Source organism: Streptomyces sp. NPDC002671, from assembly GCF_053592475.1.
On record NZ_JBSFVU010000015.1, the window covers coordinates 184,081 to 198,436 of the forward strand.

The window sequence follows — 14,356 nt, forward strand, 5'->3', positions numbered from 1 at the left end:
CCGGCCCGTTCAGGCTCCGCAGGAACCCCGGACCTTGAGCGTGGGCAGCAGGTCGATCCGGCGCAGGGGGAGGCCCGCACCGCCGTCCAGGCGCCGCAGCAGCAGCTCCACGGCGGCCGTGCCGACCGCGCGCTTGGGCGGGGAGACGGCCGTCAGCGCGGGGACGGCGAGGGCGGCGTAGACGTCGTCGTACGAGATCAACGCGAGGTCGTCGGGAACCTTCAGGCCACGGGCGCGCAGCAGCGGGGGCAGCTGGATGGCGGCGTGGTCATTGTGGACGAGTGCGGCCCGGACGCCTGCGGTGATGCCTTCGGCGATCCGGTCGGCCAGCGTCCCGACGCCGCCAGGATCGGGGCCGGGGCCGGGGCCGGCGGAGTCCAGGTCGACGGGCGGCTGCGGTGCCAGGCCGAGCAGGCGCACGGCCTCCGCGTAGCCCACCCGGACCTGGTGTGACGTCGAGGTGTCGTTGCGGGCGCACAGCGTCACGGTGCGGTGGCCGAGCGAGGCGAGGTGCCGCAGGGCGAGCAGGACGCCGTGCCGGTGGTCGGAGCCCACGGCGTCCAGTGCCGAGCCGGGGCCTCCCAGGGCTGCCCGGCGTTCGACGAGCACGGCGGGCACCGGCAGCTCGTCGAGCCAGCCGAAGCCCTCATCGCGGCCCTCGGGGCCCCAGTTGGGGGTCACCAGCAGCCCCTCGGCGGACGACTCCAGCAGTCGCCCGACCTGGGCGCTGTCGTCCCGGGACTCGTACGGGGCTATGCCCAGAACCAGCCGCGCGCCCGCAGCCACGGCCGCAGCGCGTGCACCGGCGATCACCTCGTCGAAGTAGGAGCCGACGGTGGGCACGAGCATCCCGATCACCCGTTCCCGGTTGCCGGGGCCGGCCGTTCCGGCCTCCTCGGGAAGCGAGACCGCGCCGTGCGACCGACGCAGCAGCCCGTCGCGGGCGAGTGCCGCGATGTCACGGCGGAGGGTCACCGCGGGGACTCCAAGACGCCGGGCCAGATCCACGATCCGGACCGTCCCGAGTTCCCGTACGGCGTTGGTGATCCACACGCGCCGGATCCCCGCTGAGACGGCCACGTGGTTCCCTCCCCTGGCGTCCGACGCCGACCTGTACGGATCTGATCAGATCGAACTCTATCATTCGATCATCAGCAGATCAAAAGGCCGCTTGAGATCGAGAGCGCCTCTTTCGACTTGATCAGTGGATCGAAAGGACACCGGAGCCTGCTGCGGCGCAGCCTGGACCGCCGTGCGGTCTTGACGGCGGGTCAGCTGCGCCGTGCAGTTGGTCGCGGAGTCCCCGCACCCGGCAAATCATGTGCCAGTCATGTGCTGTCGGCCTGTTGCCCGGGGCATCTGTCGATCCTAGGTTTCTCCGCGTCAGGTGGACCGCTGTGAATCGGTCCCCGATCCACGGTCTGGCGTGGGAATTCTCCCTCCGCCGAATTGCGCGGCGGCATGTCGCCGCGGCAGCCGACCAGGCTTCCCCGAACCCCACGTAGAGGATGCTCATGCTGTCTCGAACTGCGCGGCGGGCACGGGCCGTGCTCGCAAGACTGGTACCGCTGGCGTTGACGGTCACCGCCATCGGCGCGGTGACCGCGCCACCCGCCGGCGCGACGACACCGGCGTACACGATCACGACCGGCACCACTGGAAGCTATGCCTATGCCGACGACACGCCGGCCTACCCCTTCATCGACAGCGACGGGAAGTTCTACTTCCAGTCCTCGCACTCGTTGTACGGCGGCAGCAACAGTCGCTCCTGGCAGTTCTGGACCGGGACGGACATCGACACCAACGTCACCAAGGCCGCGATCTCCTCGGCCCCCGACAACGCCGACACCACGGTCCGTTGCAACAACAGCCCGACCGGACTGCTCTCCACCTACGACCCCAAGGGCTCCCAGACCTCGGGGTATGCCGAGCGGAACTACTGTGACCTGATCGGCGTGTGGGTCGACCCGGACACCGGCACCTGGTACGGGGCCGTGCACAACGAGTTCACCCCGTCGCCGTTCCGCGACGGTCTGCACTACGACTCGATCGACTACGCGCGGTCCAGCGACCACGGCAACACGTGGACCATCACGGACCACATCATCACCTCGCCGTTCGCCACCTGGCGTGAGAACGACCAGCTGTGGACGATGGCCTCCGACGGCAGCGTCCACGTGGGCGCCGGCCAGTGTCTGGACGTCACCGGCGGCGGCACGGCTGCCGGCACCGCGGTCGGCAGGTACGGCTGCAACGGCAACGCCAACCAGAAGTGGACCGTCGTCGGCGACACCCTGGTCAACCCGGCCTCGAACCTGTGCCTGACCGCCTCCGGCACCGCTGCCGGCGCCACCTTCACGATCCAGCCCTGCAAGACCCCCGGATCGGCGGCACAGACCTTCACCATGCCGGCCGCCGGCGCCACCGGACAGCTCAAACTGGCCGGGACGACCCCCGCCATCTGCGTCGATGCCTACACCACGGTGCAGTTGGCTTCCTGCAACGACCCCACCAAGGACGGCCGCGCCCAGTTCCCGAACCAGACCTACTACTACGGCGACGGCGACCCGAAGCTGTTCGTCGACTACGCCTCCGGCTACTTCTACCTCTACTACGACACGCAGATCCTGAACCAGTCGGGCGGCGGCCGGGTCGACCTCGGCCACGTCGCGCGGGCCCCGATCTCGGACAAGATGGCGCCGTCGTCGTGGAAGAAGTGGTACGGCGGCACCTGGACGGAGCCGGGCACCGGCGGCAAGGAGGCCGACCTGGTCCCCTCGGACGGGACCAGCCCCGGATACCTGGACGACGTCTACAACCCGAACAACACCGGTACCACCGCGCAGCAGCTGAGCGCCGGCCAGCTGCCCAGCGCCCCACCGCTGGCCTGGGTGGACGTCGCCTATGACGCGTACCTCGGCAAGTACATCAGCATGGCCCGGCCCGAGAACCCGACCACCTCCACCCCGCTGCACATCTACGCCACCTCCGACCTGTCCACGCAGAAATGGGAGGACATCGGCACGGTCACCAACCCCAGTGGCGCCGCCTGGTACCGGTCACTGCTGGACGGGACCAGCAAGACCGCCAACTACCTGGTCGGCAAGACCTTCCGCAACTACTGCATGTACAGCTGCACCGCCACGTCGGGTACCGAGTGGGTCAGCACCACGATCGACACCGCGACGACCAACCTGCCCACCCCGCCGGTCAGTTCCGGCACCCCCTACCAGATCGCCGCCGGTGACGGCCTGTACCTGTCCCAGTCCGGGACCGCCCTGACCACCACGGCCGACAGCAGCACCTCCGCGTCGCAGAGCTGGAAGTTCACCGCCACCGGCGACGGATTCTTCACCATCGCCAACGCCGCCTCGGGCCAGAACATCGGCGTGAACGACACCGCGGACTCCGGACGCGCCTGGGGCGCCCCGCTCAAGCTGGGCACGGGCACGAGCGTCGGCTGGCAGTGGTTCCTGCAGGCCGTCGACGACGCGGGCCTGCCGGCCGGCAGCTACCGGCTGGTCAACCGCTACAGCGGCCAGGCGCTCAGCCTGACCTCCGGCGCCGGCGGCGTTGTCACCGCGCCCCAGCGCGACTGGTCCAACACCGGCACTTCCGGTGACACCCACCCGGTCAACGCCCAGACGCTCACCTTCCCGGCCGGTGCGTCCAACCTCATTCCCGCCGGGAACTTCGAATCCGGCGACCTGGCCGGCTGGAGCGTCCACAACGCCGCCGTCGTCACCGACACAGCGGCCCACAGCCCCGCCCACGACCTGCAGCTCACGTCGGGGGCCGGTGACTACGCGACCATGGAGTACACCGTCACCGGGCTGTCTCCGAACACCACGTACACCTACTCCGGCTGGGTCCGCGCCGATTCGGGCAGCACCACCAGCTTCGGTGTGAAGAACTACGGAGGCGCGCAGGTCACCAGCCACACCTCGGCCACCGGCTGGACCCGGGTGTCAACCACCTTCACCACCGGTGCCACCAACACCTCCGCCAGGGTCTTCTGCTACCTGCCGTCCGCATCGGCCACGTCCACCTGCGACGACCTCAGCCTCACCGTCGGCTAGCCGGTCGCCCCTGGGGAAGCCCTGAGGCCCGCGCGGCTCCGCCCGCGGGCCTCAGGGCATGGCGCGTGCGCTCACCCGGTGCCCCCGCCTCGCCGAGGTGCGAGAGGGGCAGGACGACAGCGGCCGAGTGAACGATCTCTGAACGACCCTGAATGATCACAACAGATCGATCCGCGATCACTAATTGCACACATCTGATCTTCTGCGATATACCTGATCCATTCCAGATCACTTGATCTCACAGGGAGGTCGCGATGAGTCACGTCGCCGAAGAGATCGCCAGCCAGTCCGCCTGCTGGCGCCGGGCGATGGGCCTGCGTCCGTCAGGCCTGCCCGAGCCGGGCGAACGGGTGGCGGTGCTGGGCTGCGGGACCTCGCTCTACATCGCGCAGGCCTACGCCGCGCTGCGCGAGTCGGCCGGGCTGGGCGAGACCGACGCCTTCGCCGCGTCCGAGTTCCCGTCGGCCCGCCGCTACGACCGGGTCGTGGCCATCACCCGCTCCGGCACCACCACCGAGGTGCTCGCCGCCCTCGCCCGGTCGACCGGAGTGCCGACCGTCGCGCTCACCGGCGACCTCGCCACGCCGATCCGCGAGGCCGCCGAGACCGTGGTCGACCTTGGGTTCGCGGACGAGAAGTCGGTCGTGCAGACCCGCTTCGCGACCACCGCCTTGGTGCTGCTGCGCGCCCATCTCGGTCCCGCGCCGGCCGACCTCCCGGAGCAGGCTCAGTCGGCGCTGGCCGAGCCGCTCCCCCAGGGCGCCCTCCAGGCAAACCAGTTCACCTTCCTCGGCGGCGGCTGGACGGTCGGTCTGGCGAACGAGGCAGCGCTCAAGCTGCGCGAGGCCTCGGGATCGTGGACCGAGTCCTACCCGGCCATGGAGTACCGGCACGGCCCGATCAGCGTCACCGGCCCGGAGAGCCTGGTGTGGTTCTTCGGGGAGCCGCCGACCGGGCTGCTGGACCAGGTCCGGGCGACCGGAGCGGCTGCCTCGGTCTCCTCACTCGACCCGCTCGCCGACCTGATCCGCGCCCAACGGCTCGCGGTGCACCTCGCCGAGGCCCGCGGGCTGGACCCGGACCAGCCGCGCAACCTCACCCGCTCGATCGTCCTGGCCCAGGCATGAGTGAGCCGGGCGAGGGCGCGAGCCCCGTGGACGACCACCCCGCCGCGGTCGCCGACGGACCGGTGATCGCCCTGGACGTCGGCGGCACCGAGATCAAGGCCGGGGTCATGGCGGCGGACGGCTCGCTGGTGCACAGCGAACGTCGCCCCACCGGGGCGGAGCAGGGTCCGGACGCCGTCATCGACGCCGTCATCGCTCACGCCCGCGATCTCGCCGACCGGTACGCACCGGTCGCGGCCGGCATCGCGGTGCCCGGCGTCGTCGACGAGGAGGCCGGGAAGGCTGTCTTCGCCGCCAACCTCGGCTGGCGCGATGTGCCCGTACGGAACTGGCTGGCCCACGAACTGGACCTCCCGGTGGCCTTCGCCCACGACGTCCGGGCCGGAGGCCTCGCCGAGGCCAGGCTCGGCGCCGGCCGGGGCAGCCGCTCCTTCCTGTTCGTCCCGGTGGGTACCGGGATCGCCGCCGCCCTGATACTGGACGGCCGCGCCTGGACGGGCGTCTCGCAGTCGGCCGGTGAGCTCGGCCACCTGACGGTCCGTCCGGACGGCGAGCCGTGCCGGTGCGGCAGCCGCGGCTGTGTGGAGACGCTCGCCTCCGCCTCCGCCGTCGCCCGCCGCTACCGCAGTGCCACCGGCCGGACCGGACTGAGCGCCAAGGACGTCCACCGGCGCGCGCAGGCGGGCGACGCCGTGGCGGCCGCGGTCTGGGTGGAGGCCGTCGACGCCCTCGCCGACGGGCTGGGCGCGGCCGTCCAGCTCCTCGACCCGGAACGGATCGTCATCGGCGGCGGGCTCGCCCGAGCCGGGGAGCCGTACCTCGGCCCGCTGCGCGAGGCACTGGCCGCCCGGCTGACCTTCCGCCCGGCACCGCCGGTCGTCCCCGCCGAACTCGGCCACCAGGCCGGCTGCCTCGGTGCGGCGCTGCTCGCCCGGGACCTCGCCGACCGCCGACCGCCGCTCCCCCAGCACGCGTACACCGCCGCCGTGAGGACGTTCTCGTGATCCTGACCGTCACGCTCAACCCGGCGCTGGACATCACCTACCGGGTGGACCGGCTGCTCCCCCGCGCCAGCATCCGTGTGCGCGATGCGGTCTGCCGCGCCGGGGGCAAGGGTGTCAACGTCTCCCGCGTCCTGCACGCGCTCGGCCACCCGACGGCCGTCACCGGCCTGGTCGGCGGCCCGACCGGTGAGGCCGTCCGCCGCGACCTCGCCACCGCCGGTCTCACCGACCACCTGGTGGCAACCATGGGCGAGACCCGCCGCACGGTCGCGGTGGTGGACGAGCAGGCCGGGGACACCACCATCCTCCTGGAGCCCGGGCCGCCGGTCTCGGCTGCCGAGTGGGCGGCTTTCCTCGACCGCTTCGAACAACTGCTGGACGGCACCGCGGCCTTGGTCCTGTCCGGCAGCCTGCCGCCGGGTCTGCCCTCCGACGCGTACGGCGTCCTGCTCCGCCTCGCACACAGCCACGACGTGCCCGCGGTGCTGGACGCGGAAGGGCCCGCTCTGCTCGCCGGGCTGCCCGAGGAGCCGGCGGTGATCAAGCCCAACGCCGACGAGCTCATCGCCACCACCGGGCAGGCCGATCCGCTCCGCGCGGCACAGTCCCTGCTGACGGCAGGCGCCCGGGCCGTGGTCGCCTCGCTCGGGCCGGCCGGCCTGCTCGCCGTGACCCCGCAGGGCTGTTGGCGCGCCCGCCCCCCGCGCCGGATCGCGGGCAACCCCACTGGCGCGGGTGACGCGGCCGTCGCCGCGCTGGCGCTGGGCGTGGTCGGTGGCACGCCGTGGCCCGCCCAGCTCGTGGAGGCCGTGGCACTGTCCGCCGCAGCAGTCGCCGCGCCGCAGGCCGGTGACTTCGATCCCGGCGTCCACCGGAGCCTGCTGGAGCAGGTGACCGTCGAACGCCTCACCCCTCGCGAAGGAGTTCCCGCATGCCGCTGACCGGTACCGGCGTGATCGTCGCCCACGCCGTCGACGCCGCAGGTGGCGTCGGCGCGTTCAACGTCATCCGGCTCGAACACGCCCAGGCGATCATCGCCGGTGCCGTGGCCGCCCGGACGCCGGTCGTGCTCCAGCTCAGCGAGAACGCCGTCCGCTACCACGGCGGCTTCGGCGTCATCGGCGCCGCCGTGCTCGCCGCCGCCGACGCCGCCCGGGTGCCGGTGGGCGTCCACCTCGACCACGCCACCGACCCCGACCTCGTCCGCCAGGCCGTCGAACTCGGCTTCTCCTCCGTCATGTTCGATGCGTCGGTACTGGAGTACGCGGACAACTTGGGATCCAACCCACAGCCGAATACGAGGCGGTGAAGCTGGCCGCCGCCCGGCAGTTCTACGAGCGCGAAGGACACCTGCGCGTGCCCAGGAAGCACGTCGAGACGATCACCGGCGGCGACGGTCAGCGCCAAGAGTAATGAGCGGTGGGGTCGGGCAGGATCACACCTGCCCGACCCCTCTGTCGCACGCCCGTACCTGCGCCTGCGCGTCCCTGGCTACGGACGGTTGGTGACGTTGCCGGCCTGCACGCTGGTCTCACTGCCCGTGACAGCCGCCCCCGCGGCGACGAGCGCGGTGACGGCGAACGCGGCAGCCAGCACTGCAGTGATCACCACACACAGCATCAAAAGCCACGGAAGACACCGTCGTCGGTTGCGTCGGTGAAGTCCTGGTAGTCCATGTTGCCCAAGGAGAGCCCGGTGACCGTGCCGTCGTGCAGGGCGACCGCAACTTCGTCATCTACAGCGGGGACGGGGACAGCGAGCCGGTCTGGGCTACCGACACCGGCGACTGTCCGGGCCTGTCCGGTGACTCTTCGCGGGTCTGCAAACGCGCGTGCCAGGCGTGGGAGCAGCCCGCGAAGATCTGTCGGACAGGCTCCAGTCGACGTAAGACGTCCGTTCGGCACCCACTCGAGGCGGTGACGATCTAATGCTCAACACCAAGTGGTGCGGCGACATAACGTACTTCGCTGTCGGCTCGACCTGGCCGTATCTCGCCACGGTCATCGACATCTGCTCGCGGCGCGTGATCGGCTGGTCCATCGCGGACCACATGCGCACCTCACTGGTCACCGACGCGATCGAGATGGCCGTGGCCGCCCGTGGCGGCCAGGTCCACGGCGTCGTCTCTCACACGGACAGGGGCGCGCAATATGGATCGGCCACCTTCGCCGAGGCCTGCCTGGCGCTGCCGCCACTCCGCCCTCGGCTACCTCGCGCCAGCCGAGTACGAACAGCAATTGATCACGTCACGTACGTTGTCACTCGTCGCGTGAAACCCGGTGTCCACCCCCGGGGATCAACCTCAGTACTCGCCTCCACCACCGCGCCGGAGAAATCCTTCATCGAGTCCTTGTAGGCATGGACGCACCCCTCCCAGACGTAAAGCCACTGGTAGGTGTCCCCAGCCACGCGCACGCCCGTAGTGCTGGGACGGAGGAAGAGCTGGCACCCGCACCCCTTGTGAAGGGATCCGCTCGGACGGCGGAACCATCAAAGCGTACGGGTCTCACCGCCATGACCTCTCGGCTCGCGCCATGACCCGCCCACGCACAGGCATCCCCAGGGTGCCTCAGCAGCCTGGCCGCTGCAGCCCCGGCACCAGCCAGTAGTTACGGCTTCCGGGCGAGTCCGCCGTGTTCGGCGATGACGTCCGGGGTGGGCGAACCAGGTTCTGGACGCCACTGCGTGACCGAGACGACGCCGGGCTCTATGAGTTCCAAGCCGTCGAAGTACGTGGTGATCTCGTCGACGGTGCGCAGGATGTACGGGGCGGCGCCGCTGTTGTTGTAGGCGTCCTGGGCCTGCTCGAAGATGGGGTCGATGCCGCGTGACCCGTCGTTGATGGAGAGGTAACTGCCCGACGGCAGGGCGTCCATCAGCCGGGTGGCGATGGAGCGGGCCTGATCGTAGTCGGCGACGTGTCCCAGGATGTTGCTGAGGATGAGCGCGGTGGGGCGGCCGAAGTCCAGCGTCTCGGCGGCTGCCGCGAGGATGCGGTCTGGGTCCGTCACGTTGGCGTCGATGTATGCGGTCGCGCCCTCGGGGGAGGAATAGAGCAGCGCACGGGCATGGGTCAGGACCAGAGGGTCGTTGTCGACATAGACGATCCGTGCCTCGGGGGCGAGACGCTGGGCGACCTCATGAGTGTTCTCGGCGGTCGGCAGGCCGGTGCCGACGTCCAGGAACTGCCGGATACCCGCCTCCGAGATCAGGTACGCGATGTTGCGGCGCAGGAAGGCACGGCTGCTGCGGGCGATGGTGACGATGCCAGGGAAGACCTCGGTGTACGCGTCGCCGGCCTCCTCGTCCACGGGGTAGTTGTCCTTGCCACCGAGCCAGTAGTTCCAGATGCGGGCGGAGTGCGGCACCGACGTGTCAATCTTCTGGCGCATCGCTTGCTCGGTGGTCGTCGTTGGGTCAGTCATGAGTCGTGTCCGTCTTTCAGCCAAGGCGTGGATCATTCAAGGCACAGCCTATGTCCGAACCCCCGCCTCCCACCTGTCAGTTCGGGTAGAACGTCGCCCGCGTGAGGGCTGTCGACGATCAAGTTTCTCGGCTCTGAGCGCAGACTCAGCGAATGGCTCGGCGAACGTACGGCGCGGGCAATCGACCGCGCCGCAGAGGAACCGCCGGAAGCGGACAGCAGTTGTTCACGACTTCGGGAGGCACCTGAGCAACGAGATCACTCTGCCCAAGCAGTTGCAGTGTGGGAAGGCTCAGTGCCCGGTGACTCAATCGTGGAGCAAGCCGGGCCGGGTCTCCGGCCGGTGCACGGCCCGCGTGAGTCACCAGGAGAGACGATCCTTCGCGCCGGCTCAGCGCGCCGGGTGGTAGGTCGCGATGATCACCCCACTGCTGGTCGGCTCGGCGCTCACCAGCTGCAGCTTCTTCAGCGCGGCGTCATCGGCGAACAGCTTCTTGCGACCGTTGCCGGCCACCACCGGGTGGATCAGCAGCACCAGCTCGTCCAGCAGGTCCAGCTCCAGCAGCGAGCGCACCAGCGTCGGGCTGCCCGCGATGGTGATGTCCTTGCCCTCGCGCGCCTTGAGCTCGTTGACCGCAGCCACCAGATCGCCCTTGATCAGCGTGCTGTTCGACCAGTCCTCAACGCTGTCCAGCGTCGAGGAGACGACGTACTTGGGCGATTCGTTGATCCACTTCGCGAAACCGGCGTCCTCACCGCTGGTCACCGTCGGCCAGTATCCGGCCCACTCGGTGAACGTCACCCCGCCCAGCAGGATCGTATCGGCCGTCTCCAGCGTGTGGGCCAGCGCCGCACCCATCTCCTCGTCGAACTCGAACTGCCACTCGTTGGGCGACTGGGCGACACCGTCGAGCGAGACGAACAGACCCGAAACAACCTTGCGCATGATTCCTCCATGATGAGTCCCGAGTCGTGCCCTCGCCCCGGCCCGGACGGTGCTCCGGCCGGGACGAGCCGACCCCGTCGGCTACGTCATGAACGCTAGACAGGCGCCAAGGGTCAGGTCTTGTACAGAAGCGACAGCGGCTCGGCCGCGTCCGGTGCGCTCAGCTGAGTGGCGGTCCGCCCCACATACCGCCTCAAGGACCGCGCCAGGTGGGGCTGGTCGAAGTACCCCAGCCGGTGCACGACCTCCTGGGCCGGCACGCCCTCCTGGACCAACACCGCCGCCTGGCGGGCGCGGTGGATCTGCCGGATGGCGCCTTGGGTCAGGCCGGTCGCCGCGACGAAGCGCCGCTGCAGGGTGCGATCGGAGACATCCGGGCAGGCGCCGTCGAGCACAGCGGGCACGACCGGGTCCAGGTCCACGATGCCCTCGCGCACCATCCGCAACACGAACGCCTCGGCGTTGTCGTAGTCGGGAACGTGCCAGGCCGACCCCTTCAGCCACAGCGAACGCCGCGTCACGTCGGGGATCGCCGCATTGCCGCCCACCAGCCGGCTGACCGGGATATGCGGCATCGACGTACCCAGCGCGAAGCTGATCCCGAAGAAGACAGCGTCCCCGGGGACCGGGGCACGGGACGCCTTCGCCTCCGGACCCAGCACAGCCGCCTGCGCCTGACCGCGGTGCTCCCAGAACACCAGCTCCCAGTGCGACGTCGCAACCGACATCATCCGGCTGACGTCGTCGCTGCGGCTGCGCCACACCCGCTCGATGTACGGCAGCTCCGACGGTCGGCTCTCAATCACCAAGCCCAACCCGGTTCCCCTCCCCTGGCCACACACCCAGCCCCGGACCGCCAGTCTGACACCCGCCGGACGACAACCCTGCCCGGGCCCAGGCGCCCCCGGCACTCCACCTCGCGCCGCGCTGCGCGGTCGGCGGTCGAGCCCCGCGCCTAGCCGATGAGCATGTGTCGGGTCGTCTAGGACTCCAGGGCCACCTCCGTGCGAGGCCGAGTGAAAGCTCAATCGCGCACCGGGGCGGGCTCGGCGGTCAGTGCGTTGCGGGAGCGGCCGCGCAGGGCCACGGTGCGGGTGATCACCGCGGCTACGGCCATCAGCACGAGGCCGTTGGTGACGATCGCGTCGACCTGGGTGGGCAGTGCGCCGTGCTGGACGAACCAGCGACCCAGGCTCATGGTGAACCAGTGCGAGGCGCCGTAGGAGAACAGCGTCCGTGCCGCGGAGACGGTGATCCAGATGGCGGCGTAATCCCAGCCGCCGATGGTGGACAGGGCGCCGTCGGATGTCCGCCGCATGATCTTCAGGCGGCTGGCGACGGCCAGGCCGAGCAGGATGCCCGCTGCCAGGCCGACCATCTCGATGGTCAGGCCGATGCCGCTGGTGAACAGGGTGTGCATGAAGAGCGGGACGATGACGGCGGCGATGATCAGCGGCCGGGTCAACCGCTTGCGGGTGACCTGCTTGAGGCCAAGGTCGGCCAGGAGGGTGGTGGTCAGGACGGCCGCGTTCACCAGCAGTGCCTGTTCGAAGGCGGACATGGAGACTCCTCGGGGGCGTGGTGGAAAGGGGTGGGGTTCAGGATCTGCGGGCGACTCCGGCGAACCTCGACCAGTGTGCTTACGCCAGGCCGCGCGGGCCTCCGCCCGCCGGTCGAGGAGGGTTGAGCCGGTGACGTCCACCCTTGTCCACCCGTCGGTGGAGACGAGCGGGCACCGGCTCGCTTAGCGTGATCACATGCAGCCTGGCTCCCGGCCCGATCCGGCCGCACACGACCGGCAGGCCACCACCGATGACGCATCCCGTCGCCCGTCCGGAACGCGCGCCGAGCTGTGGACGATGGTCCTGCTCCGGCCCATCGCGCTGGCCGCCGTCGTCACCGCGCTCGTGCCGCAGCGGCAGTTCCGGTGGAGCACGGCCCACCTCGCCGCATTCGTGCTGCTCGCCGTGGCCTGGCTGGTGTGGTCCGTGGTGGCCGCGCGAGCCGCATTCGCCCTCGACCTGGTGCCGCAGCGCACCACGGCCGCGCTGCTGAGCGTGGTCGTGGTGTCCGGCAGCGTGCTACTGACCGCGGCGCCCGGCGCCCAGCCGGTCTCCCTGCTGGTCGTCCTGGCGACGATCGCGGCCGGCGCCGACCTGCCCATGCTGATCAGCGCAGGGGTGCTGACCTGCGGCATGCTCGCTCTGGCCGCCGGTACGGCCCTTGTCCGGCACGGGACCCACACCCAGGACCTAACGGTGGGGAGCGCGATCCTGCTGGCCGCCTACCTGGCCGGGGTGGCCCGCCGCAGCATCCGCATCCAGCACCTCCAAGCCCGCCGCCTGCTCGCGGAAACCCAGGAAGCGCAGGAGGAGCGCCAGCGCGCCGCAGCACTGGCCGAGCGCACCCGCCTCGCCCGGGAGATCCACGACGTACTGGCCCACTCCCTCGGCGCACTCGTCATCCAGCTCGAAGTGATCGAGAACCTGCTCGCCGCCGATCCGGCCGACGTGGCCCAGGCGACCGAACGCGCCGCCCGGGCGCGCCTGATCGCGAAAGACGGCCTCACCGAGACCCGCCGCGCCATCGCCGCTCTACGTACCGACACCCCGCCCCTGCCCGAGGCCCTCGTCTTGCTGGCCGCCGGCCACCACACAGCCACAGGCCGCGCCGCGGACTTCCAACTGCACGGCAGGCCCCGCCCCCTGGGAGCGGAGGCCAGCCTGGCGCTCCTGCGCGTAGCCCAGGAGGCCCTGGCGAACGCCGCCAAGCACGCCCTGGGCCGACCGGCGAGCATGACCCTGGAGTACACCGAGCACCGGGTCCGGCTCACCATCGTCTCCCACACGGCACCGGACATGGCCTCGACGGCCCCGGAGACGGCCGGGCCCCCTACCGTGGAAGGCGTGTCCGGCGGCTACGGCCTGGCCGGGATGCGCGAGCGACTGCTCCTGGTCGGCGGGGAGCTGACCGCCGGTCCCTGCCCGGAGGGCTGGCGAGTGGCCGCGGAGGTGGAGGCATGACCGTACGGATCGTGGTCGCGGACGACCAGGCAGCCGTCCGCGAAGGACTGATGACCCTCCTCGACATGGTCCCGGGGATCGATGTGGTCGCCGGCGCCGCCAATGGCGAGGAAGCCCTCGCCCGCACGGTGGAACTGCGCCCGGACGCCGTCCTCATGGACCTGGTGATGCCCGTCCTCGACGGAGTGGAGGCCACCCGCCGAATCACCGCCGAACTGCCCGGCGTCGCCGTCGTGGTGCTGACCACACTGGCCGACGAGGACAAGATCATCGACGCCCTCCAGGCCGGCGCCCTGGGCTACCTCACCAAGGACGCCGGCAAGGACCAGATCGCCCGTGCCATCCAGGCGGCGGTCTCCCGCCAGGTCACCCTCGACCCCGAGGTCCAGCGCCGACTGCTCGCCGCGGCCGTGCGCGGCCAACAGGTACAAGACCGCCAGGGCCAAGACGACGAACGACGGCAGACACCGCCCTCAGCTCTCCAGCTCACGCCCCGCGAGGAGGACGTACTGCGGCTGCTCGCCACCGGACTGCCGAACGCCGCCATCGGCCGCCGCCTGCTCATCGGCCCCGCCACGGTCAAAACTCACGTCAACCACCTGTTCGCCAAACTCGGCGTCACCACCCGCGCCGAGGCCGTCGCCTGGGCCCACAGCCACGGCTACGCCACAGACAGCACCGATTGATCGCGGCGACGGCCATGACAGCAGCTCCCCGATGAAAGGGCCCCCGGCCCGTGCCGTCCGGGCCTTC

Annotated in this window: 11 protein-coding genes and 2 pseudogenes; 8 read left to right on the plus strand and 5 right to left on the minus strand. The window is 70.6% G+C overall.

Features of this window, described 5'->3' with window-relative positions; translation table 11 throughout:
• Positions 1-9 precede the first annotated feature (9 nt).
• The gene (locus tag ACWD35_RS24075) at positions 10-1,080 is read right to left on the minus strand and encodes a substrate-binding domain-containing protein (protein WP_451353341.1); all 1,071 of its coding nucleotides are present in this window, start codon (positions 1,078-1,080) and stop codon (positions 10-12) included.
• Between the two features lie 434 nt (positions 1,081-1,514).
• Here ACWD35_RS24075 and ACWD35_RS24080 point away from each other — a divergent pair, with 434 nt between their 5' ends.
• The 6 genes and pseudogenes from ACWD35_RS24080 to ACWD35_RS24105 form a co-directional block, all read left to right on the plus strand.
• Positions 1,515-4,079 (plus strand): RICIN domain-containing protein, encoded by a 2,565-nt coding sequence (locus ACWD35_RS24080; RefSeq protein ID WP_451353342.1) that lies wholly within the window; start codon positions 1,515-1,517, stop codon positions 4,077-4,079.
• Positions 4,080-4,333: 254 nt separating this feature from the next.
• Positions 4,334-5,206 carry an SIS domain-containing protein gene (locus tag ACWD35_RS24085; RefSeq protein WP_451353343.1) on the plus strand — a complete coding sequence of 291 codons (873 nt, stop codon included), beginning with the start codon at positions 4,334-4,336 and terminating at the stop codon, positions 5,204-5,206.
• Positions 5,203-6,210: an ROK family protein gene (locus tag ACWD35_RS24090; RefSeq protein WP_451353344.1), complete on the plus strand. Its 1,008-nt coding sequence runs from the start codon at positions 5,203-5,205 to the stop codon at positions 6,208-6,210. Before ACWD35_RS24085 ends, ACWD35_RS24090 begins: the two co-directional genes overlap by 4 nt.
• Positions 6,207-7,151 (plus strand): 1-phosphofructokinase family hexose kinase, encoded by a 945-nt coding sequence (locus ACWD35_RS24095; protein ID WP_451353345.1) that lies wholly within the window; start codon positions 6,207-6,209, stop codon positions 7,149-7,151. The genes ACWD35_RS24090 and ACWD35_RS24095 overlap by 4 nt, the downstream gene beginning before the upstream one ends.
• A pseudogene (locus ACWD35_RS24100) lies at positions 7,142-7,492 on the plus strand (class II fructose-bisphosphate aldolase); the annotation flags it as partial. The gene ACWD35_RS24095 and the pseudogene ACWD35_RS24100, both read left to right, overlap by 10 nt.
• A gap of 648 nt (positions 7,493-8,140) precedes the next feature.
• Positions 8,141-8,483: pseudogene (locus tag ACWD35_RS24105) on the plus strand (transposase); the annotation flags it as partial.
• Between the two features lie 336 nt (positions 8,484-8,819).
• Here ACWD35_RS24105 and ACWD35_RS24110 read toward each other — a convergent pair.
• The 4 genes from ACWD35_RS24110 to ACWD35_RS24125 all read right to left on the minus strand — a co-directional run bounded on the left by ACWD35_RS24110 (position 8,820) and on the right by ACWD35_RS24125 (position 12,141).
• A complete protein-coding gene (locus ACWD35_RS24110) occupies positions 8,820-9,635 on the minus strand; it encodes an SAM-dependent methyltransferase (protein WP_451353346.1) in 816 nt (271 codons plus the stop codon).
• A gap of 390 nt (positions 9,636-10,025) precedes the next feature.
• Positions 10,026-10,580, minus strand: a complete 555-nt coding sequence (locus ACWD35_RS24115; protein WP_451353347.1) for a dihydrofolate reductase family protein — start codon at positions 10,578-10,580, stop codon at positions 10,026-10,028.
• Between the two features lie 113 nt (positions 10,581-10,693).
• Positions 10,694-11,395, minus strand: a complete 702-nt coding sequence (locus ACWD35_RS24120) for a helix-turn-helix domain-containing protein (RefSeq protein WP_451353348.1) — start codon at positions 11,393-11,395, stop codon at positions 10,694-10,696.
• Positions 11,396-11,604: 209 nt separating this feature from the next.
• A complete protein-coding gene (locus ACWD35_RS24125; protein WP_451353349.1) occupies positions 11,605-12,141 on the minus strand; it encodes a hypothetical protein in 537 nt (178 codons plus the stop codon).
• Between the two features lie 196 nt (positions 12,142-12,337).
• Here ACWD35_RS24125 and ACWD35_RS24130 point away from each other — a divergent pair, with 196 nt between their 5' ends.
• Both ACWD35_RS24130 and ACWD35_RS24135 read left to right on the plus strand, forming a co-directional pair.
• On the plus strand, positions 12,338-13,603 hold the full coding sequence (locus ACWD35_RS24130) for a sensor histidine kinase (protein WP_451353350.1): 1,266 nt from the start codon (positions 12,338-12,340) through the stop codon (positions 13,601-13,603).
• The gene (locus ACWD35_RS24135) at positions 13,600-14,289 is read left to right on the plus strand and encodes a response regulator (protein ID WP_451353351.1); all 690 of its coding nucleotides are present in this window, start codon (positions 13,600-13,602) and stop codon (positions 14,287-14,289) included. The genes ACWD35_RS24130 and ACWD35_RS24135 overlap by 4 nt, the downstream gene beginning before the upstream one ends.
• Positions 14,290-14,356: the final 67 nt, after the last annotated feature.